The sequence below is a fragment of the Pseudomonas sp. TCU-HL1 genome, from assembly GCF_001708505.1.
Lineage (GTDB): Bacteria > Pseudomonadota > Gammaproteobacteria > Pseudomonadales > Pseudomonadaceae > Metapseudomonas.
In genome coordinates this window covers 2,268,193-2,287,260 of sequence record NZ_CP015992.1, presented here as the reverse complement: position 1 = coordinate 2,287,260, position 19,068 = coordinate 2,268,193, and the positions used below count along the sequence as shown (strand labels likewise).

19 protein-coding genes and 1 tRNA gene are annotated in these 19,068 nt (G+C 60.1%); 18 read left to right on the top strand and 2 right to left on the bottom strand.

Annotated features, from left to right (window positions below; all coding sequences use genetic code 11):
- The first annotated feature begins 64 nt into the window (after nt 1-64).
- Nucleotides 65-1,087 (top strand): AraC family transcriptional regulator, encoded by a 1,023-nt coding sequence (locus tag THL1_RS10535; RefSeq protein ID WP_069083218.1) that lies wholly within the window; start codon nt 65-67, stop codon nt 1,085-1,087.
- A 142-nt stretch (nt 1,088-1,229) separates the two neighbouring features.
- Here THL1_RS10535 and glp read toward each other — a convergent pair whose 3' ends face one another.
- Entirely contained in the window at nt 1,230-2,444 is a 1,215-nt protein-coding gene (glp, locus tag THL1_RS10530) for a gephyrin-like molybdotransferase Glp (protein ID WP_069083217.1), read from the bottom strand.
- A complete protein-coding gene (moaB, locus tag THL1_RS10525; RefSeq protein WP_069083216.1) occupies nt 2,441-2,980 on the bottom strand; it encodes a molybdenum cofactor biosynthesis protein B in 540 nt (179 codons plus the stop codon). Before moaB ends, glp begins: the two co-directional genes overlap by 4 nt.
- Before the next feature lie 67 nt (nt 2,981-3,047).
- On the opposite strand from moaB, the gene mobA reads away from it, so the two are divergent.
- The 17 genes from mobA (at nt 3,048) to THL1_RS10440 (ending at nt 18,652) form a co-directional block, all read left to right on the top strand.
- Entirely contained in the window at nt 3,048-3,635 is a 588-nt protein-coding gene (gene mobA / locus THL1_RS10520; protein WP_069083215.1) for a molybdenum cofactor guanylyltransferase MobA, read from the top strand.
- A gap of 78 nt (nt 3,636-3,713) precedes the next feature.
- The gene (locus tag THL1_RS10515; protein ID WP_069083214.1) at nt 3,714-3,935 is read left to right on the top strand and encodes a YgdI/YgdR family lipoprotein; all 222 of its coding nucleotides are present in this window, start codon (nt 3,714-3,716) and stop codon (nt 3,933-3,935) included.
- Between the two features lie 176 nt (nt 3,936-4,111).
- Nucleotides 4,112-4,188 (top strand) — tRNA-Pro (locus THL1_RS10510).
- 166 nt (nt 4,189-4,354) lie between these two features.
- Nucleotides 4,355-5,587: a tyrosine-type recombinase/integrase gene (locus tag THL1_RS10505; protein ID WP_069083213.1), complete on the top strand. Its 1,233-nt coding sequence runs from the start codon at nt 4,355-4,357 to the stop codon at nt 5,585-5,587.
- Nucleotides 5,588-5,832: 245 nt separating this feature from the next.
- Nucleotides 5,833-9,492: a hypothetical protein gene (locus THL1_RS10500; RefSeq protein ID WP_145928282.1), complete on the top strand. Its 3,660-nt coding sequence runs from the start codon at nt 5,833-5,835 to the stop codon at nt 9,490-9,492.
- Nucleotides 9,493-9,784: 292 nt separating this feature from the next.
- On the top strand, nt 9,785-10,093 hold the full coding sequence (locus THL1_RS28860; RefSeq protein WP_083245860.1) for an ogr/Delta-like zinc finger family protein: 309 nt from the start codon (nt 9,785-9,787) through the stop codon (nt 10,091-10,093).
- Nucleotides 10,086-10,334, top strand: coding sequence for a helix-turn-helix transcriptional regulator (locus THL1_RS10490; RefSeq protein ID WP_069083211.1), 249 nt, complete (start codon nt 10,086-10,088; stop codon nt 10,332-10,334). The genes THL1_RS28860 and THL1_RS10490 overlap by 8 nt, the downstream gene beginning before the upstream one ends.
- Nucleotides 10,331-10,621, top strand: coding sequence for a helix-turn-helix transcriptional regulator (locus THL1_RS10485; RefSeq protein ID WP_069083210.1), 291 nt, complete (start codon nt 10,331-10,333; stop codon nt 10,619-10,621). The genes THL1_RS10490 and THL1_RS10485 overlap by 4 nt, the downstream gene beginning before the upstream one ends.
- Nucleotides 10,618-10,866, top strand: coding sequence for a hypothetical protein (locus tag THL1_RS10480; RefSeq protein ID WP_069083209.1), 249 nt, complete (start codon nt 10,618-10,620; stop codon nt 10,864-10,866). The genes THL1_RS10485 and THL1_RS10480 overlap by 4 nt, the downstream gene beginning before the upstream one ends.
- A gap of 514 nt (nt 10,867-11,380) precedes the next feature.
- Nucleotides 11,381-11,560, top strand: a complete 180-nt coding sequence (locus tag THL1_RS10475; RefSeq protein ID WP_177343858.1) for a hypothetical protein — start codon at nt 11,381-11,383, stop codon at nt 11,558-11,560.
- 71 nt (nt 11,561-11,631) lie between these two features.
- On the top strand, nt 11,632-11,883 hold the full coding sequence (locus THL1_RS10470) for a hypothetical protein (protein WP_069083207.1): 252 nt from the start codon (nt 11,632-11,634) through the stop codon (nt 11,881-11,883).
- Complete coding sequence (locus tag THL1_RS10465) at nt 11,876-12,151, top strand: hypothetical protein (protein WP_083245859.1); 276 nt, start codon at nt 11,876-11,878, stop codon at nt 12,149-12,151. Before THL1_RS10470 ends, THL1_RS10465 begins: the two co-directional genes overlap by 8 nt.
- The gene (locus tag THL1_RS10460) at nt 12,148-13,149 is read left to right on the top strand and encodes a toprim domain-containing protein (RefSeq protein ID WP_069083206.1); all 1,002 of its coding nucleotides are present in this window, start codon (nt 12,148-12,150) and stop codon (nt 13,147-13,149) included. Before THL1_RS10465 ends, THL1_RS10460 begins: the two co-directional genes overlap by 4 nt.
- Before the next feature lie 2 nt (nt 13,150-13,151).
- Nucleotides 13,152-14,945 carry a DUF927 domain-containing protein gene (locus tag THL1_RS10455; RefSeq protein WP_069083205.1) on the top strand — a complete coding sequence of 598 codons (1,794 nt, stop codon included), beginning with the start codon at nt 13,152-13,154 and terminating at the stop codon, nt 14,943-14,945.
- Between the two features lie 423 nt (nt 14,946-15,368).
- Nucleotides 15,369-16,151 (top strand): hypothetical protein, encoded by a 783-nt coding sequence (locus THL1_RS10450; RefSeq protein ID WP_069083204.1) that lies wholly within the window; start codon nt 15,369-15,371, stop codon nt 16,149-16,151.
- A 618-nt stretch (nt 16,152-16,769) separates the two neighbouring features.
- Complete coding sequence (locus tag THL1_RS10445) at nt 16,770-17,705, top strand: retron St85 family effector protein (RefSeq protein WP_145928281.1); 936 nt, start codon at nt 16,770-16,772, stop codon at nt 17,703-17,705.
- Nucleotides 17,702-18,652, top strand: a complete 951-nt coding sequence (locus THL1_RS10440; RefSeq protein ID WP_069083202.1) for a retron St85 family RNA-directed DNA polymerase — start codon at nt 17,702-17,704, stop codon at nt 18,650-18,652. Before THL1_RS10445 ends, THL1_RS10440 begins: the two co-directional genes overlap by 4 nt.
- Nucleotides 18,653-19,068 lie beyond the last annotated feature (416 nt).

The window sequence follows — 19,068 nt, the reverse complement described above, 5'->3', positions numbered from 1 at the left end:
CCAAAGGCGTCACTGTCGGATCGGGACAATGGCCATCGCCAATCAGGACATAACAAGAAACCACATGCACTCCCTCGGCTACACCTCGGTTCCGGCCCTTCTCAAGTACCTGCGCCATGCGGAGCAGCTTGGCCTTGCCCAGTCTGCTGCCCTCGCCGCCGCTGGCCTTCGCCCCGACGACCTGGCGGACAACGGCAAGCGTCTGCCCAGTGAAGCCCACGAACGCCTGCTGGCCTACCTGATCCGGGAATCCGGCGACAGCCTGTTCGGCCTGCATTCGGCGCATTACGTCCAGCCGGGCTCTTGGAGCGTGCTGGGCTACATCACCATGAATTGCGCCACGCTGGGCGAAGCCATGAGCCGTATCGCACCTTACGAGAAGCTGGTGGGTGACATGGGCGTGAGCCGCATCGAGGCCGACGGCAGCGCGGTGCGGATGATCTGGTCCTGCCGCCACCTGGACCCGACGATTCGCCGCCACATGGTGGAGAACGTACTGGCATCCTGGCTGCTCTACGCCCGCTGGATCGCCGACATGCAGCACTCGCCGCAGGAAGTCTGGTTCGAACACGCCCAGCCTGATGCCACCCGGCTCGAAGACTACGAAGGTGTATTCGGCTGCCCGGTGCAGTTCGAGAAACCCTGCAATGCCCTGGTGGTGCCCCTGGAATACCTAACCGTCCCCCTGCGCCAGGCCGACGCCAACCTGCTGCGCACCCTGGAAGAACACGCCCTGGCGCTGATGGCCGGACTGGATGACGACGAACCATTGCCGCAACGGGTGAAGAACGCCCTGCGCCTGCTGCTCAAGGATGGATTGCCGCGCAAGGAACGGGTCGCGGAAAAATTCCACATGACGGTGCGCACCCTGCAGCGCCACCTGCAGCAAGCCGGCACCAGCTACCAGCAGATACTCGACGAACTGCGCCGTGAGCTGGCCGAGCACTACCTGCTGCGCAGCGACCTGCAGATCCAGGACATCGCCTGCTACCTGGGCTTCACCGAATCCCGCTCCTTCCACCGCAGCTTCAAGGCCTGGACCGGACAGACGCCGGGGGAGTATCGGGAGGCGAAACGGCAGGCGTGAATTGCCTATAGGGGGATAAATCCCGTAGGGGCGAATTCATTCGCCAAGGAACGCGAAGCGGCCCCGAACAGTGTCGGGGCAGACCTCCGGCCTGCTTGGCGAATGAATTCGCCCCCACAAAGAGGCGGAACCCTCGCAACCGCTAGGCCTGCAATTCACTCAACGGAATGAACCGCAAAGTATCGCCCTCGGCCAGGCTGGTGCCTTCCAGCACCTCCACCAGCCCCTCTGCCCAAGCGGCACTGCGCAGCACGCCGGAACTCTGGTTCGGGTAGATCACCGCTCGGCCCTGCTCCAGGCGCGCACGCAGGTATTCGCGGCGGTTGCCTGGCTTCTTCCAGGCAAAGCCGGCCGGCACGGCGAAACCCAGGGGCTCCACCTCCTCCACGCCAAGACGACGCAGCAGGTAGGGACGCGCCAGCAGGCCGAAGGTGACCAGGGTCGACGCCGGATTGCCCGGCAGGCCGATCACCGGCACGCCTCGGAAATGCCCAAAGGTCAGCGGCTTGCCCGGCTTGATCGCCAGCTTCCACAGCGCCAGCTCACCCTCTTCGCGCAAGGCTGCGCCGAGAAAATCCGCTTCCCCCACCGAAACGCCGCCGGTGGACAGGATCAGGTCCACGGCACCCAGGCCAGCCAAGGCATTGCGAGTCAGTTCCAGGTCATCGGCGAGGATGCCGGCATCCAGCACCGCGCAACCCAGGCGCTTGAGCCAGGCAATCAGCAGGCTGCGATTGCTGTTGTAGATCTGGCCCGGCCCCAGCGGCTGGCCGGGCGGCACCAGCTCATCGCCCGTGGAAATCACGGCCACGAGCGGACGGCGGCGGACGCTCAATTCGGCGGCGCCGAGGGATGCACACAACCCCATCTCGATCGGCCCCAGGCGAGCACCGGCCGGCAGCACGGTTTCGCCGGTGCGGGTTTCCTGGCCACGGGGGCGAACGTTCTGCCCCGGCTTCAGCGATTCGCGGAAGCGTACCCGGCCATCGGCCAGGACCTCGGCGTTTTCCTGCATTTCCACCAGGTCCGCGCCTTCGGGCACGGGTGCACCGGTGAAGATACGCGCACAGGTTCCCGGCTGGAGCGGTTGCGGCGCGCTCCCCGCGAGGATGCGCTGGCTCACCACCAGGGGCTCGCCGTGCCAGTCAGCCAGGCGCAGGGCATAGCCGTCCATGGCGCTGTTGTCCCAGGGCGGCAGATCGAGCGCGGCCACCAGCGGCTCGGCCAGCACACGGCCATCGGCCTCCGCCAGGGCCACGGTTTCCGTCTCGACAATCGGTGCGGACGCGGCAAGCGCCAGCAAGCGCGCCAGCGCGTCCTCAACCGGCATCAGGCCGGGATGGTCACAGCAACTCATCCACGGCTCTCGCAGGCATTGGCTTGTGTCAGATGGGGAACGAAGTTGCAGGGGCGGTGACGGTTATCCAGCTGTTCCGCCAGGATGCCGTCCCAGGCCGTGCGGCAGGCATTGGTGGAGCCCGGCAGACAGCACACGAGGGTGCCGTTGGAAAGACCGGCCAACGCGCGGGACTGCATGGTGGAGGTGCCGATATCGGCTACGGAAATCTGCCGGAAGTACTCGCCGAAACCGTCCACCTGCTTGTCCAGCAGGCAGGCCACCGCCTCGGGGGTGCTGTCGCGGCCGGTGAAGCCGGTGCCACCGGTGATCAGCACGACCTGCACGCGGTCTTCTGCGATCCAGGTAGCGACCTGGGCGCGGATCTTGTACAGGTCATCCTTCAGCAGCACCCGTGCGGCCAGGTTGTGGCCGGCGGCGGTGAGACGATCGACGAAGAGTTGGCCGGAGGTATCGGTCTCCAGGCTACGGGTATCACTGACCGTAAGAACGGCGATGTTGAGCGGCACGAATACCGCCTCGGCCTTGTGACTCATGGCAGGCTTCCAGTTGTAGGAGTGAATGCGCGGTGTTATATCACAGCGCCGCCCCGGAGACCGTTCCATGTCTGACAAGCCCTTGCCGCCCTGCTCTGTCCTGCTGCTCTCCGGCGGCCGTGGGCAACGTCTGGGCGGCCGCGACAAGGGCCTGGTGGAATGGCATGGCCGCCCCCTGATCGCCTGGCTGCACGAACGCGTGCGCCCCCTCACCGACGATCTGATCATTTCCTGCAATCGCAACGCCGAGCGCTATGCCGCCTGGGCCGACCAACTGGTGCAGGACGACAGCCCCAACTACCCGGGACCGCTCGCCGGCATCCGCGCCGGCCTAGCCGTGGCCCGCCATGAACTGGTGCTGGTCCTCCCTTGCGACGCCCCACGGGTGGATGACGCCCTGATCGCCAGCCTGCTCGACGCCGCCTGCGAGCGTCCCGTGATGGTCCGCCAGGGCCAATTCTGGGAGCCGCTGTTCTGCGTCCTGCCCCGCGCCGTGCTGCCCGCGCTGGAGGCCGGCTGGCAAGCCGGCGAACGCAGCCCACAGCGCATCCTGCGCCAACTCGACCCGGTGGCGGTGGTCTGCCCGGAGGGCGATCCGCGGCTGGCGAACCTGAATACGACTGAGCTGATTGACAGCACGGGTCTGAAGGACTGAGTGAAGTCTCTGGAACTTTGAAAGGACGCTCATCGTCAGAAACTCCGTACAACCAGCGTAATCATCAAGGAGATGACGATGACTCAGCGGATAGTCCCCGCTTTCCTGCTCGCAATGGGCCTTATCACTCTGGCCGGCTGCTCCTCGCCGACCCTGATCACCCTCAATGACGGGCGCGAGATCCAGGCCGTGGACAAACCCGACTTCGACGATGACTCGGGCTTCTACGAGTTCGAGCAACTGGACGGCAAGCGTGCCAAGGTAAACAAGGATCAGGTACGCACCATCACGGAACTGTGATCCCCAAGGCCCGCTCCGCCCTTCCGGGTTGAACGGGCCTTCACCATCCCTCTCGGCAACGCCGCGCCGCTCGCAGCCTCCCGCCCTTGCCCGCCTTCCTGCGCAAACAATTTCAAAAAAATTTTCGCTAACCCCTTGTAGCCCAAAAGTTTTTCTGTAGAATGCGCGCCACACAACGGAGCGTAGCGCAGCTTGGTAGCGCGTCTCGTTCGGGACGAGAAGGTCGCTGGTTCGAATCCAGTCGCTCCGACCAATACGATGTTTCTGGTTGTCCCAAGTAGTACCAGAAACACCCTGAAAAGCCCGCCTAGTGCGGGCTTTCTTGTTTCTAGCTGTACCATGTTGTCTCAGGTCAATTCACCCCGCCGTGTATGCCAGACGTGTATGCCCGGGAAAATTCGAACCGGAGGCATACAAGGATGAAAAGGCAGCAAATCAAGCGCCGCCCACTGGCCGATACGACCCTCTCCACCCTCGATCCGGAAGCCACCGTCTACCGCGAACACGACGGCAACGGCCTCTACTTCCGCGTGAAGCCCAACGGGCAAAAATCCTGGGAACTCCGCTACAAGAAGCCAGACGGCAAATGGTCCTGGCTTGGCCTCGGCGCCTACCCCGAGGTAAGCGGTGCCCTCGCCCGCAAGAAGGCCGCCGAGCTGCGAGCCGAAGCCGCCAACGGCAACAATCCCCTCGTCACCAAACACGCCCGCAAGGCAGCTGCCATTGCTGCAGCCACCAACACCTTCGAGAAGCTCGCCCGCGAGTGGTACGAGGCTCGCCGCCCAGGCTGGGAGGAAGGCACCGCCCGACGCATCATCGGCGCCCTCCAGCTCCACGTCTTTCCCGTGTTCGGCTCACGCCCCTTCACGGAAATCTCGCCCATGGAATGGATGGAGTTCCTGCGGGATATGGAGCGCAAGGGAATCGTCGACCAGACAGGCAACGTGCGGCGCTTCTGCAAGGAGATCTACGACCTTGCCCGGGTGACCGGCCGCGCGCTCTACAACCCCCTCGAAGGGCTGCACAAATTCCTCCAGACCAGGGCCGCAGAAAACTACGCCCACGTCTCGCACGAAGAGCTCCCCGCCCTCCTGCGCGCCATTAGCGCCTATCCCCACGCCAACGACATTCGCCTGGGCCTTCGCCTACTCATGCTCACGGCCGTTCGCCCCAGTGAGCTGCGCGAGGCTCCCTGGTCGGAGTTCGACCTCAAGAAGGCACTCTGGAACGTTCCTGCCGCACGCATGAAGAAGCGCCGCGATCATGTCGTGCCGCTTTCAAAGCAGGCCCTGGAGATTCTTCACAAGCTCCAGGAGCTGAATGGCCGCTATCCCCTGCTCTTCCCCGGCCGCAACGACCGCACCAAGCCTCGCAGCAACATGGCCTTCAACATGGCCCTGCGGCGCATGGGCTATGAGGGCCGGCAAACCGGCCACGGCTTCAGGCATATCGCCTCCACCCTGCTACGCGAGAACGGCTTTCCCCGGGAGCACGTCGAGGCGCAGCTAGCGCACGTGGAGGAAGGCGTATCAGGGGTCTACAACAAGGCGATCTACCTGGAACAGCGGCGGGAGATGATGCAGTGGTACGCCGAGTACCTGGACATGCTCGAGCACGGGAACGTTGTTCAGGTAGATTTCAAAAGACTGTGATTCAGGGTGGCGGTTCAAAGTGGGCACATCGTCTCACTTGTGCCCACTTCGGTCTGACTCTGACGGGCGCGATTTCACGGCCAAACCGCATTGACCATTACCAGTCAATTTCCGCCCTCGATATTCGACTGATTTCGACCGAAAGCGGCTCGTCAAAATAGGTTAATCTCCTGAAAAACTCGTTCTCATACTTCGAGACCGCCGATTGCAATCAAAATCTTGCCAATGCCCTCCATTGCGCTGAAATGCCATCTCTTCTGACACAAACACGCGAGCAACTTAGCAAACTCGCCTCTCCCGACGAGTTTGAGGCGCTAGCTACTGCCGTTCTGCGTGCAGCAGTGCCTACCTATGCGTCGCTCCTGCACGTCGGCACGAACGCGCATGGTAGGGCAGTTCGGTCTCCCGTGGATGGTATCGATATTCGTATTCATCGCGGTGACCGTCACCTCCTACTTGTTCAACATACGATCACCGCCCGCAAAGGCTTGCGACAGAAGTGGCTCAACGACCAGAGCGGAGATGTCACTAAAGCCAAGGCCATTTTTGAAAAAGAAGTAGCGCGCAAGGCAATCCACAACGCGACGCTTGTGCTGACCTGCACGACTGATCCGGATGAGGTGCTGATCCGCGACGTTCACGCAGCTGCTGGCGACGGATTGAAGATTGATCTCTGGTCTGCTTCGCGGATCGCGGATTTTCTCGACCGTGCCCCTGAAGGCCAATGGCTGCGCGAACAGCAGTTCGGCACCGAGTCTGTACGCCTTTCAGCTTCGCAAGCCCGAGCAATATCAACGCAATCTTTGAACGACTATCTTCCACTGGTCGCGCGCAACGACATGGTCCCTCGCGTGCTCGATGCAGCACTTGCTGAATTTGCTTGGACTGGTCGAGGGGCAGGTTTCGTCATCGGTGAATCTGGTATTGGCAAGAGCACAGCTCTGCGTCGCCTCGCCGACGACTGGCTCGCGCGAGGCGGTATCGCCCTGGTCTTAGCGCACGAGCTCATCGAGCAGGCAAGCACAATCGAGCAAGCGGTCGCATTAGGTTTGCGCCATTGGGCACCAGCGCTCGACAGTGGGTGTGGTTACGGTGCTCTGGCCTTTGCAACTCACGAACAGCCCGTCCTACTCATCGTCGAGGACGTCAACCGATCGACTAACCCCCGGCGAATCATCGAACGGCTCGTCGGCTGGTCGGTTACCACCAAGTCAGCGGCGGAGGGTGGTACGCCTGCACGACAATGGCGCCTGCTTTGCCCTGTCTGGCGCGGCAATGCCGGTCTAGCTGATCCGCAGCTGCGGGATCGCGTGATTAGCAACTCGCTCATTGTGGAACGCTTCGAGCGCTCGGAGGCTATCGAGGCCATTGGGGAGCGGGCTAGAAGTGCCGGCGTCAAGCTCACTGATCTTCAGCGCAGCGATCTTGCGATCGCACTTGGTGACGACCCGCTGCTCATCGGGCTCAACAACGACTGGTCGGCACCCAGCCCACAAGGTGCGATCCAGTCCTACTTGACCGCAAACATCGACGAAGCCGCCGACGACAAGCTTCTCGCGAGCGACCTCAGGTATGCACTCGACAAGCTTGTGGACCAACTGGTCGAGTCGCGAACAATTTTCCCTGAATGGCATGAAATTCGGAGCTGGCTCTCCGGAGACAGTGACGCGCTGGCGGCTATCCGCCGGCTGATCGATCAAGGGAGAATCCTCCATCTCCGCGTAGGCCTAAGCGACGAAAGGCTGATGTATCGACATGATCGCGTACGTGATCACCTGTTGGTCCAAGCCATGGTGCGGCTCATCAGGAGTGATCGCATTACTCCGGAGCTATGGGCCGACCCCTTCTACGCAGAGCTCATCGGAGGTGCGCTGTCGGCGCTCCCCATAACAGCCATAGACAAAGCCGCCACACTCAACCCGGTCGCTCTGTTCGCCGTTCTGCAAGACTCAGGCCTCGACGAAGCGCACCGCGATAGAATTATCGAAGCCGCCAAGGAGTGGATTCAGTCTCCGGGCTTCAAGGCGGGGGCGGCCGACCAGCAGCGGCATCATGCGATGCGTTATTTAGCACGCTGCGACGGCGCATTCGTCGCTGATCTCGCAAAGCGCTTCCCGTTCAGTTTTCCGCAGCTCGAAGCGCTGGTTCGCAACGGCGAAGCCCGCTCTGGGGCGAAACTTTGCGCGAGGTCGGAGCCAGGTTTCAACGATCCTTGGCGCGACCGCATGATTGCGCACGCGCTCTCGCGTCACGCTAATTTCGTCCCAGACCTCGCCGAATTGATCTGTAATGGCGATCTACCTCCCGACCTGCTCGAAGGCGCACTCAATCTTGCAGGAGAAATAGGTGACCCCGCGCTGTGCGAAGCTCTTGCCGCCAGATGGGAGTGCAGTGACGAAAAGTCGTTGTCGACTGGATGGCTTTGGGCGGCGCTTCGATGCTGCCCGCCCATTGAACATCCGCTGGCGGAAACTCTGTGCAATCTCTGGGCTGAATTGCCAAACAAAGTCAAACGAGGTAAGGACAAAGTCGATAGTAATCCTCGCTGGGACATTGCTGGCCACTCCTTGCCTTGGGCATTCAGCCGCAAGCCTGAGCCCAGCGCGATCGCCTTCCTAATTGGTCGCGCCAAACGAGATCAAAGGCTCGCCCGTGTTCTGGGTTCAATCCTAAGCAAGGTCGATTCGTCCGACGCATTGCTCCACACTGTGAAGCTGGCCGCCAAGATTTCTCGGCGAACGGAAAAGAGCGGAGGTATCAATCTGTTCGCTCACTCACTCGAACGCATTTGGTCTCCTGAAATGCACGGTCGTACGCTGAGCACGCACTCCCGCTCCACGGTCGAACGAATCTGGCGTAGTCGACGGATCAACCGGTTCGAACGCAAGGCTGCGTTTCTCATCTGGTGTCAAACACCAACCCGTAATGAAGTTACCAGTCTAGCGGCACTGGAGGCCGACCCAGTGCTGGCGGATGCAGCCCTGAGGACGAGGCTGGAAAATGGGGATCAATCGGCTATACCGCTGCTCAAGCAACGTATCTGGAACGCCGAGCACGGAAATTATTGGTGGTACAACGCGCGGCAAATCAGCCTTGTCAGTTTGCATGAGGATGTGCAGCGCTACTTGGATGAGCAACGCGGCAACCCGCAGGTCACAGGCAAAGTAACCGACACTGATCACATCCTCGCTGAGTTGCTCATGGAAGCGCGCGATGAGTTCTCCGCTCAGTTCATCGTTGCCAACTGGGAGCAGCTTGAGAAAAACCCGTTATTTGTACAGGCAGCGCTCTATCTAGCCACACCAGAAACGGTCGCCCTTGCTCGATCAGCGATGACCAGCAGCGAAGAGCCCGAGAAAATGCTGAAACATATCGGCATGCATTGGGGCGTACAAACCACCGGGCGCCAGGGGGTCACTGATCTTGCCCAGTTGCGAGCGCTTGAGCCCTATTACGCCCTAATGGATGAGCACAATATCCGCCGCTTTTTTGAAGTCGCGAATGAACTTGGAGCACTCAGCTGGCGCGAAAAGCACCTCGATCCGCTGATCACCAAATCGGAATGTGGTTACTGCACGTCAGACAAGCAGAGCCTATTTGCCTCGCTTGACAACGAAGCGACGCACTTTCTCAAGTCCGAGCAATCTTGGTGGAGGGTCGATCATTGGTTCGAGCAGCGGGAAAAGGAGCTGCGGCAACGCAGAGAACTTCTCTCCATCATTGGCGAATGGGCATGCATGCGTGCCAGCGAACCCGCAGTGGTATTGCTATGCGAGGCACTTCTGTACTTCGGCGAGCGCACAGATCTTGCCTTGCTCGATCCTCTTCCCACTACCCTTCGAGCGTCCTGTTCAGACAGGATCGCAAACTGCATTTATGGCGTTCAACAGCGTTCATTATTGTGAGGTTTTCAGTACACACCCGATATCCCATGAAACTCCCACTGTGGAGTTCAACGTCCAAGCCGAATCCTTGACCCCATCCTGAGCAGTGCAAAGCACATTGGTCCTTGGAACAGTCTGAACTGAGGCGTTTTCTGGTGCGTGATCGTACGCTCCTGGAGCGCACTTTCACCGCCCCTCTTACCTCCCCCTTTAACCCCTCACTTGTAGCAACCCTTGCTACAAGTCCCCCTCATACCCTTCCTCCCCAGTCCTGAGCATGCTTGGGCCGTCCAGATATGGAGGCCCATTCGACATGAACGAAACACCCCGTCCACCCGAGACGACCAGGAGCAACATCCGGCGTTGCTGCCCGGACTGCGGGGCGCCTTTGCTCAAGCGCAGCTCTGATTGCAAGCACGTGCTGCTGTCGACCACCTACCTGGTGTGCCGCAACGTGGTGTGCGGTGCGACCTTTGCGGGGGTGGACGAGATTACGCATCGGCTCAGTCCGCCGAGCTTTCCCAATCCCGAGATCAAGCTTCCCTATGCGCCCAGCGTCATTCGCCGGGGCGTGCTGAAGGCGCTTGGCCTGCCAGCTCAGCAGGAGCGCGGCCATGACTGACCTCAGCATCCACCGGGCAAAAGGCGCTGTGGAGGTGCGTCTGGTGCGCATCCAGGAGTTGCTGGATTTGACCGGCCTGTCGCGTAGCTCGGCGCATCGCTTGATGAAGAGCGATGCCACCTTCCCCAAGCCCGTAAAGCTCAGCGATAGCAAGGCACGCAACGCGCCGGTGGCCTTCGTGCTGAGCGAGGTGCAGGCGTGGATTCAGGGGCGCATCGAGGCGCGGGAGGAAGGCCGATGAGCCGGGGCCGAACAGCAACCTTTCAGCCGCACCAGGGCCTGCAATTGGGCAACCGCCTGCTGCGCCGGCGTGAGGTGGAGTTGAAGACGGGCAAGAGCCGCGCGGCGATCTATGCAGAGATCCGTGCCGGCACCTTCCCGGAGCCGGTGCCCATTGGGCGAAACAGCGTGGCCTGGCTGGAAGCGGAGGTCGATCAGTGGATCTCCGACCGCCTGGCAGAACGCAACCGAGCAAGCGCGATGCGGGGGGCTCGCACTTCTCGACTCACTCAGGAGATCCAGCCATGAACCACTACACCCTCAACATCAACGGCCAGTCGATCCGCTTCACCCTGGAAGACTTCGCCGCTCTGGAGGCCGTCATGCTCGAGGCCGCTCGCAAGCCAGGGAAAGAAGCTTTCCGCGACTCCAGCTCAGGGCGCATCTCGGCCACCCTGGAGCTGGGCGCCACGCCCGGTCGCCTGAAGTCGCCGACGCCACCTGCCGGCCGCCAGTTTCTGAGCCAGCAAGGCCAGATCCTCACCGACTGCTAACCCGCCCACTCAATGCTTAACCGCTGCCCGGCCCCGCGCCGGGCGGCCAGGGGATTCTCATGCCTCAGAAAAGACAAAGCCCCGGCAAGCGCGCCAACGCTGCCAGGGCCAATTACCGCAGAACTCACGGGTCGCAACCTATCACGACAACCAGGGCATTCGCCCATGTTGTCGCGTATCGCTCGCTGGCATCGGAACGGTCTGACAGCCGCCAACAGCTCGCCGGAGCCTTGCCAAGCCTAGGCCAGCAGACCTATAGTCCGCCCGTCACGGTCAATCCCGTGACCGGGTTTGGCGACCCGTCTTACGAAAGGCGCACATGCGCCCCAACCATCATTGCAGGCGCATTTTTTGTGCCCGCAGTGCTGCGTTATGGCAGCTGTGCGCGGGAGACCTTCGGGTCTGCCGGGTTCCTTTCGTCCCGGTTCGCCAACCTGCGCACAGCTGTCACCCTCTATCGTTTGGCGACGATTGGTGACAGCTCCTCAACGAAAGGAGCTCCATCATGCTGCATCTGCACGCCCTCAATCCGTCCTCACGCTTCATCCGCGCATCTGCACACAGGGCCATGGCCTTCGCTGCACTCCGCGCAAACTCCAGTCTTTCCACCCGTCTCGCCCGCTACAACCACCACATGCATCTCGCCCGCCTCGCTGCCGCCGAGCAGGTTGCCGAGGAGGTGCGCCATGACTAGCCCTCACTCAGCCCGCCATTCCTACTCCCGCCCTCTTGTCTCAAGCCACTCGCTGGCCAGGGAGGTGAGTCATGTCTGACGTCATTCCTGCCCTCGCCCACCTGATGGCGGCCTTCCAAAACTGGGCACCTGGTGAAGGTGCGCCCCGCCCTGCCCTCGAGCGCGTCATGGACGCCATCGAGATCCTCAACGACAACCCCGAAGCCAAGGCCGAGCTGCGTGCCGCCGTGGCCGATGCCCGCCAACGCGATGCTCTGCACGTCGATGGGGTGCCCCTGATCGTCCTGCGTTGCCTGCTGCTGGAGGAAGAACGCCATGACTAAGCTCGTGCCCCTCACCACCAATGCCACCGATGCGCCGGTGCTGCTCATCGATGCCAATCGCCCCTACCTCGAGCTCCAGGAGGCCGCTGAACAACGTCTGAGCACCGCTCGGGATTTGCTCTGGAGCCTGTCGTCCATGGTGATCACACACGCTGATGGCAAGGACGTTAGCCGTGTGGCCGACGCCGCCTACGTGCTGCTGGAGGACGCCAGCGATCTGTTCCAGGCCGCTCGCAAAGCCTCCTTGCGCGATGGAGGTGAGCCATGACGAAGCCAAGCATCCCTGAGTTGATTCGCCTAGTGGCCGAGCACGCCCTGCGCACCGCCGACACCCTGTTGCCGGAGTGGCTGCCAGAAGGCACTCGCCAGGGCCGCGAATGGGTAGCGCGCAACACCGTGCGAGGGGACCGGCGCGCCGGTTCCTTCGGCGTGTCCCTGGACAGTGGCCGCTGGAACGACTTTGCCGATGACGGCGTCCACGGCGGAGACCTGGTCTCGCTGCTGGCCTACCTGCAGGGCAGCGGCCAGCTGGAGGCGGCGCAAGCCATCGACCAGCGCCTCGCCCTGGGCGTGTTCGGCGCCACTGGCGGCGCCGTTGCCCTGCCTCGGGAAAACGAAGCCGAGCGGTTGGCCCGCGAGGCCTATCAGCACGAACAGCGTGAGCGTCTGGAGCAGCGTCACCGGGCCGTTGCAGCAGAAGCCTCGCGGCTCTGGGAGATGGCACGGCCAGCTGACCCTCACCATCCCTACCTACAAGCCAAAGACGTGGTGCCCTACAACCTGCGCCAACTGCGTGGGGGACGTCTGCTGGTTCCGCTGTGCTTGGATGGCCATCTGGTGAATCTGCAATTCATCGACAGCCAGGGCGCCAAGCGCTTCCTCAGTGGCGGACGGGTGAAGAGCACCTATTCGCCTTTGGGCCGAGTCGAAGGCCACTGTCGGTTGTTCGTCTGCGAAGGCTGGGCGACTGGCGCCACGCTGCACGCCCACACCGGTTGCCCGGTGGTGTGCGCGATGAACGCCGGCAACCTCAAGGCCGTGGCCATCGCCATGCGTTCGCGCCACGGCGCCGACGTGGATCTGGTGATCGCCGGTGATGACGACCGCCTGAGCAAGGGCAACCCGGGCCGCGTTGCCGCCAACCGCGCGGCGCTCGCCGCTGAAGCGCTGGTGGTTTATCCGGAGTGGCCGGCCAACGCGCCGCTCGAGCTCTCCGACTTCAACGACCTGCACCTCTGGCGGACGCACAAGTACAAGGAACACTGACCATGAAGGACCAGGATCAGAAACCCCATTTGAGTCTGGTGGGCGAACCCTCTGAACCAACGCCCGAGAAGATCGAACGCCCCTGCTTTGCCGTGTACGACCAGGACACGCACCGCGACGGCAAGCACTACCGCGCCGGCACCTGGTACCACGGCGCCCGGCAGAGTGGCCCGGACGACAAGACGATTCCGGTGGATCACTGGATCTGCGCCCCGCTGCACATTGAGGCGGAGACGGTGAACAGCGAAGACGGCAGCATTGGCCGCCTACTGAGCTTCCACTACCGCGGCCGACGCATTGAGTGGGCAATGCCCATGGAGGCGCTGGCCGGCAAGGCGGATGAAGTGCTCAAGGCGCTCATGCGCCAAGGCCTGACCATCGAATACCAACAGCGGCGCTACGTGGCGCCCTACCTGGCGAGCCAGCATTCGCCGGCGCTGGTGATCGCCACCACCACCCGCCCGGGCTGGCATGAATCCGGGGCGTTCGTGCTGCCGTCGCGGGTGATTGGCGGCGACAACGTGCGCTTCCAGGACTCGGGCCGGGCGGTGAACCTCTTCACCAGTCGCGGCACCCTGGACGGCTGGCGCGCCGAGGTGGGTTGCTACTGCCTCGGCAACCCGGTGCTGATCCTCGCCGTGTGCTGCGCCCTGGCGGGGCCACTGCTGGCCAAGGTGGGCGTGAACGGTGGCGGCGTGCACCTGGTGGGCGACTCCTCCAGCGGCAAGTCCCTGGCGCAGCTGGTGGCCGCTTCCGTGTGGGGCAACCCGGGCACCTTCGCGGCATCCTGGGACGTGTCCAAGGGCGGCGTGGAGATTGAGGCCGCGTCCCGCAACGACACGGTGTTGATCCTGGACGAGATCAAGCGTGCCGATCCCAAGCGTGTCCAGGAGATGGCCTATGCCATCGCCAACGGCATGGGCAAAGGCACCATGACCCGCGAGCGCGAAGGCCGCGCCAAGCTCACGTGGCGCGTGCTGGCCCTCTCCAGTGGCGAACGCTCGCTGTCCGAGCACGCCGCCATCAGCGGCAACAGCGCCCACGCCGGCGCCGAGCTGCGCCTGGTGGACGTGAACGCCGGCACCCGCCCCTATCGCGCCTTCGATGAGGTGCACGGCATGACCGGCCAGGAGTTCCACCGCGTGCTCAGCGACACGGTGGTTCAGCACTATGGCCACCTCGGTCCTGCCTTCGTCGAGCAGCTGGTGGAGCAGCCAGAACGGGACGCCCTGTTGGCCGCCTTCCAACAGGTGCGGGAGCGCTTCCACACCGAGAGTTCGCAGGCCGGCCGCGTGGCCGACCGCTTCGCCATCATGGCGCTCGCCGGGGAGATGGCCATCTCTCAGCAGCTCCTGGACTGGCCCGCCGGCACAGCCGAGCAAGCGTGCCGCCAACTGTTCAACGAATGGCTCGCCAGGATGGGCGACGGCAACGCGGAGGATCGGCAGATCCTGCGTGGTATCGCCGACTTCATCGCCCTGCACGGCGACAGCCGCTTCTCCAACGTCCACGCCCAGGTTGCCGATACCACCGTGCGCGAGCGGGCCGGCTACTTCGAGGTGGAGTTCGAACGACGCCTGTACCTGTTCAACTCGCCGGCACTGGCGGCAGCAGCGCCGGGCTTTGGTGCGGAGCGAGTTGTGCGCGCACTGATGACAGCAAAGGCGCTGGCCAAGAAAGACGAAGAATCCGGTCGCACCCGGTGGATGAAGCGCTACCGCATTCCAGGAGGAGGCAGCCTGCGCTTCTACGTGATCGACCCGGAGCACTTAGAGCATCTGGGAGAAAGTCAATGAAAACCTTCAAGCCTCCCTATGCACTCCAACGGTTTTTCATGGGGAACGGGGGAACAGGGGAACAAGCCAGCAACCATGCGAGTTTGAGCTGTTCCCCCATTAAAGAGAGGAGTGGGAACGGGGGAACACAACTCTGTTCATTAAATAACCAACCCCCTATGTTTGTTCCCCTTAAAAAAACTGTGGGAACAAAATGCACCTCTGAAAGCCGTGTTCTAGAGCGGTTTTCCCCTCAATCCCCCGTTCCCCACGATTTCTAAATCAGACGCGGGAACAAGGGGGGTGTGAGTGATTTTTGTTGACACATCTGTTGACTCTCGTTCCACGCAACCTCTGGCAAGCCTTCTGCTCGAGGGGCACTTCCGCCTCCTCGAGCACCTTTCCCTGGCCGGCAACCTCGGCCATTTACCCTGGAGATCAGAAATGACCGACCACACCTCTGCACTACCTGAAGCCATCCGTGACGCCCTGGAACGCCACCAGGAAGCCAAGGCCAGTTACTGGATCCTGCGCGACCGGTTGAAGGTCCTTGGCGAGCGCCTGGAGAAACACCGTAAGACCGAGGCTGCTGCCAAGGCTCAATCGGAACTGGCCGGCTCCACCTGGCGTGCCAAGTTCCGCGCCGCCGATGGCGAACTGAGCAAGGAAATCCGCGACTTCAAGCGGGAGGAGCTGGACACCCGCGAGCTGGCCGAGGAGTACGGCCACCTGGTGGCGGAACTCGAGCCCGAATTCGGTTTGATCCAGCTGGACACGGCAGAGGCATTCCTGCGAATCGAACCACGCAGGGAGAGCGCCCAGGACCTGTACGCGCGCCACTGCCTGGACAGCGCCGCCACCACCCTGCTCGCCCTGCCCGAAGGCCAAGCGTTCATCAGCGCCCTCGCCCGCTACCAGCCCACCCTGCGCCGCGAGCTGACCGGAAACCCGGCCTATGAGCTGGACGTCAATGCGCAATCGCAACGGCAGATCATCGACGCGCTTCAACAGCGCCAGGGCAAGACGCTCAATGCTCTGGTACAGAAAGCCACGGCCGATCCTGTTGAGCACCAGGACGACCCGATCTGGCAGCAACTGGAACCGGAAGCATTGAGTGAATATGAGCTGCCGGAGGAACAGATCGGCAGGCCCATGAACCGCAAGAACCGCCGCCAAGAGCTGGAGGCCCTGCTAAGCGCTCGGAAACAGCCGGTAAGCGTCGAGTAACCTGCCCCCTACTCTTTCCCCATCAAGCCGCCCTCGGGCGGCTTTCTTGTGCGCCCTGGAGCGACTTGGGGCACCTGCTGCCCGCTGGCGAGCAGCCACCCCGGCCACCGCCGCCATCTCCTGGCGCGCGCTGTCGTCCCCCCACCACGCCTGCGGGCTAGATAGGGTGATTTTTCTGCATGCCTGCACCTCGCCGTAGCCAAGCAATGCCAGGGCCCGAGCTATCGAAAGATAAGCTGACAACGCCTGCAAAAACCTACTGCACATGAGAGAGCCACGGCTTCACCAAGCACCAGACACGCGACTCATTGGAAGGTGACTTTACTCGCCCCATCTCTGCCAAGCTCACCCAAGCCAAGGAGCTCTTGTGGAAGCTCAGGAAGCCTTGACGGAGCATTGCAAACAGTGTAAAAAAATCGAGTCTTTACGCGATTAAAGCCTACAGTTCTCTAACTTGTGGCTTAGTCAGGCGATACGCCAGACTCAAATGCATTGCTTGGTTTTATTCCGCAGAGAAGATCTGCGGGCCTACACTCGCAAGCTCATTCCGACCCGCAGATCTTCTCTGCGGCTGTCCGAGGTAAAGACACCCCCTTCCTTCCTCTGACTCCCAAGCGCATGGATCTGCGAAAAAAAATAATTGAAGACATAGATCCAATATCGTCTCGAGTCGAGTTTTCCGCTAAGCCCATCGTTCTACTTTGTGGCGGCTTTGTTCCTGAAAAAGCCAATGCAAATGATGAAGAGCCGGCGACCAGCTCAATTAGACACAGAATTGTAAAACGAAACACAGATTACGAAATTTTTCGACCAGAAGAAATTGACAACTGGCAGGCCGATGGCGTCTTCAAAAATCTTATGGACTTCGAGTCCGACTTAGCAAGTATCTGCTCTTTAATTGTTATAATTTTGGAAAGCGAAGGCGCCATTGCTGAGCTAGGAGCATTCTCCCAACTCATAGATTTCAAAAAGAAATTAGCTGTAATAGTTTCCGAAGAGCACGCTCAAAAAAATTCATTCATAAACCTAGGAATCCTTCGATATATAACCAGGGATCATGAAACAGGCGTAAAACGATACCCCTGGAACGTCAAGAGGCCTGCTGAAGCCCATGAAGATGTCATCACCGACATGATAGAAGACATCAAAGAAGAACTAGACAGCCAGCAAAAGTCGCAATCCCTAAAAGTCCCTAGCGAACCCCACTTAATCGCCATCATTTTTGAACTAACAAAGCTTTTTGTTGCCCTCAAAGAATCAGAGTTAATCGAAGCAATATCCTCCCTTGGATACGACATCAAAAAAGACAATCTACGGAGAAAGCTATTTCTACTTGAACGCTTTAGGATTGTTAAAAAAATCTCATATAGCGACGCAGACTTCTACGCAGCAACCACAACTCACTTCCACAGTGTCCGCTTCTCATTAAAATCGAAAGAGCCATTTAACCCAATTCGAATAAGACTTGACGCTCTAAACTACTACAAAGAGAATAAGAGCGAACGAAACAGGGCTCGCGCAATACAAAACGCAAAGATCGGAGAAAACTTATGAGCCACCACGATTTTCTTCACGATATTGCGTCCACCCTCACGCTCTCCCTCCAAGAGCTTGTCTACCTAATTGCAAAGGCTCCTCATTCCTACAAAGTCTATAGAATCGAGAAGAAGACAGGTGGAAAAAGGATAATCGCCCAGCCGGCACGCCAAATAAAGTACTTACAGCGCGCCCTGATCCATAGCGTATTCAAAGAATTGCCCATCCACAGTTGCGCAACAGCCTATGCCCACGGATCCAGTATCAAAAAAAATGCGGAACCGCACAAAAACAACAAATTCATCTCAAAGTTTGATATTTCAGACTTCTTTGGCTCGATTAAAGAGCACGACCTTATTAAGCATTTCAACAGGCATCTAGCAGAAAATATCAACCCAGATTATTTTAGATATATAGCCAGATCATGCTGCATCAACTATAAAGGAACTCAAGAACTGGTTTTGAGTGTTGGCGCCCCTAGCTCCCCAATACTCTCTAACTCAATAATGCATGAGTTCGACTGCATAATTCATGACTGGTGCACATCTAAAAATATAACCTACACAAGATACGCCGACGACCTTACATTCTCATCAAACACCAAAGGCGTATCATTTGAAATAGAGAAAGCCATAACAGAAGCTCTTAACTCACTTGACTACCCGACACTCAAACTAAATACAAAAAAAACCTTCCACGCCTCTAAGAAAAGCCAGCGCCGCATTACTGGACTAATAATCAGCAACGAAGGGAAAATTTCACTCGGCCGCGATAGAAAACGAACTATTAGCGCAATGATCCACAAGTTTTCAAATGGCGCTTTACCTGAAGAAGACATCCCCAAACTGCAAGGCATGCTGGGATTTGCTGAAGATGTTGAACCAGTATTCTCGTCCAGGATGAGAGCCAAATATGGTGTCAAGGCAATATCCGAGATATTTCAATATAGAAAACAAAAGAAATAACTCTCCACATTTTTCAGCAATGGACTTGAATAGCCCTCATAATCCGCAAGACAGTATCACCCCTAGTTAATCCCAAGCATGCCAATTAATTTTCGACCTAGAAAAATTTGGCACCTGCTCGGTACTAGCCCCGCAATCATCCTCATCAAGATGAATCTCGTAGTGCCGCCATACAGATATAATCTCTCTGCCCACCCGGGTGGGCCCTGCAATGCAGTGGGAGAGGGGGCAGACACCCAACATCCGATCGGCCAGTTCGAGTAAGCCTCTCCTAGAGCGTGTTAGGCGAGAAAGACTCAAGCTCCCCTCCTGGGGGCACAAGCACATGTATCACCGATACGTCCGTTACAAGAAAGCATCGAAGAGCCACGCTTGAAGAAAGCGCCTTGCTAGTAGAAATCTCTGTCCTGATCGCT

What these genes read in the sequence shown, in the direction of transcription:
- THL1_RS10535 (WP_069083218.1), top strand. Translation starts at nt 65, where the DNA reads ATGCACTCCCTCGGCTACACCTCGGTTCCGGCCCTTCTCAAGTACCTG.
- glp (WP_069083217.1), bottom strand. Translation starts at nt 2,444, where the DNA reads ATGAGTTGCTGTGACCATCCCGGCCTGATGCCGGTTGAGGACGCGCTG.
- moaB (WP_069083216.1), bottom strand. Translation starts at nt 2,980, where the DNA reads ATGAGTCACAAGGCCGAGGCGGTATTCGTGCCGCTCAACATCGCCGTT.
- mobA (WP_069083215.1), top strand. Translation starts at nt 3,048, where the DNA reads ATGTCTGACAAGCCCTTGCCGCCCTGCTCTGTCCTGCTGCTCTCCGGC.
- THL1_RS10515 (WP_069083214.1), top strand. Translation starts at nt 3,714, where the DNA reads ATGACTCAGCGGATAGTCCCCGCTTTCCTGCTCGCAATGGGCCTTATC.
- THL1_RS10505 (WP_069083213.1), top strand. Translation starts at nt 4,355, where the DNA reads ATGAAAAGGCAGCAAATCAAGCGCCGCCCACTGGCCGATACGACCCTC.
- THL1_RS10500 (WP_145928282.1), top strand. Translation starts at nt 5,833, where the DNA reads ATGCCATCTCTTCTGACACAAACACGCGAGCAACTTAGCAAACTCGCC.
- THL1_RS28860 (WP_083245860.1), top strand. Translation starts at nt 9,785, where the DNA reads ATGAACGAAACACCCCGTCCACCCGAGACGACCAGGAGCAACATCCGG.
- THL1_RS10490 (WP_069083211.1), top strand. Translation starts at nt 10,086, where the DNA reads ATGACTGACCTCAGCATCCACCGGGCAAAAGGCGCTGTGGAGGTGCGT.
- THL1_RS10485 (WP_069083210.1), top strand. Translation starts at nt 10,331, where the DNA reads ATGAGCCGGGGCCGAACAGCAACCTTTCAGCCGCACCAGGGCCTGCAA.
- THL1_RS10480 (WP_069083209.1), top strand. Translation starts at nt 10,618, where the DNA reads ATGAACCACTACACCCTCAACATCAACGGCCAGTCGATCCGCTTCACC.
- THL1_RS10470 (WP_069083207.1), top strand. Translation starts at nt 11,632, where the DNA reads ATGTCTGACGTCATTCCTGCCCTCGCCCACCTGATGGCGGCCTTCCAA.
- THL1_RS10465 (WP_083245859.1), top strand. Translation starts at nt 11,876, where the DNA reads ATGACTAAGCTCGTGCCCCTCACCACCAATGCCACCGATGCGCCGGTG.
- THL1_RS10460 (WP_069083206.1), top strand. Translation starts at nt 12,148, where the DNA reads ATGACGAAGCCAAGCATCCCTGAGTTGATTCGCCTAGTGGCCGAGCAC.
- THL1_RS10455 (WP_069083205.1), top strand. Translation starts at nt 13,152, where the DNA reads ATGAAGGACCAGGATCAGAAACCCCATTTGAGTCTGGTGGGCGAACCC.
- THL1_RS10450 (WP_069083204.1), top strand. Translation starts at nt 15,369, where the DNA reads ATGACCGACCACACCTCTGCACTACCTGAAGCCATCCGTGACGCCCTG.
- THL1_RS10445 (WP_145928281.1), top strand. Translation starts at nt 16,770, where the DNA reads ATGGATCTGCGAAAAAAAATAATTGAAGACATAGATCCAATATCGTCT.
- THL1_RS10440 (WP_069083202.1), top strand. Translation starts at nt 17,702, where the DNA reads ATGAGCCACCACGATTTTCTTCACGATATTGCGTCCACCCTCACGCTC.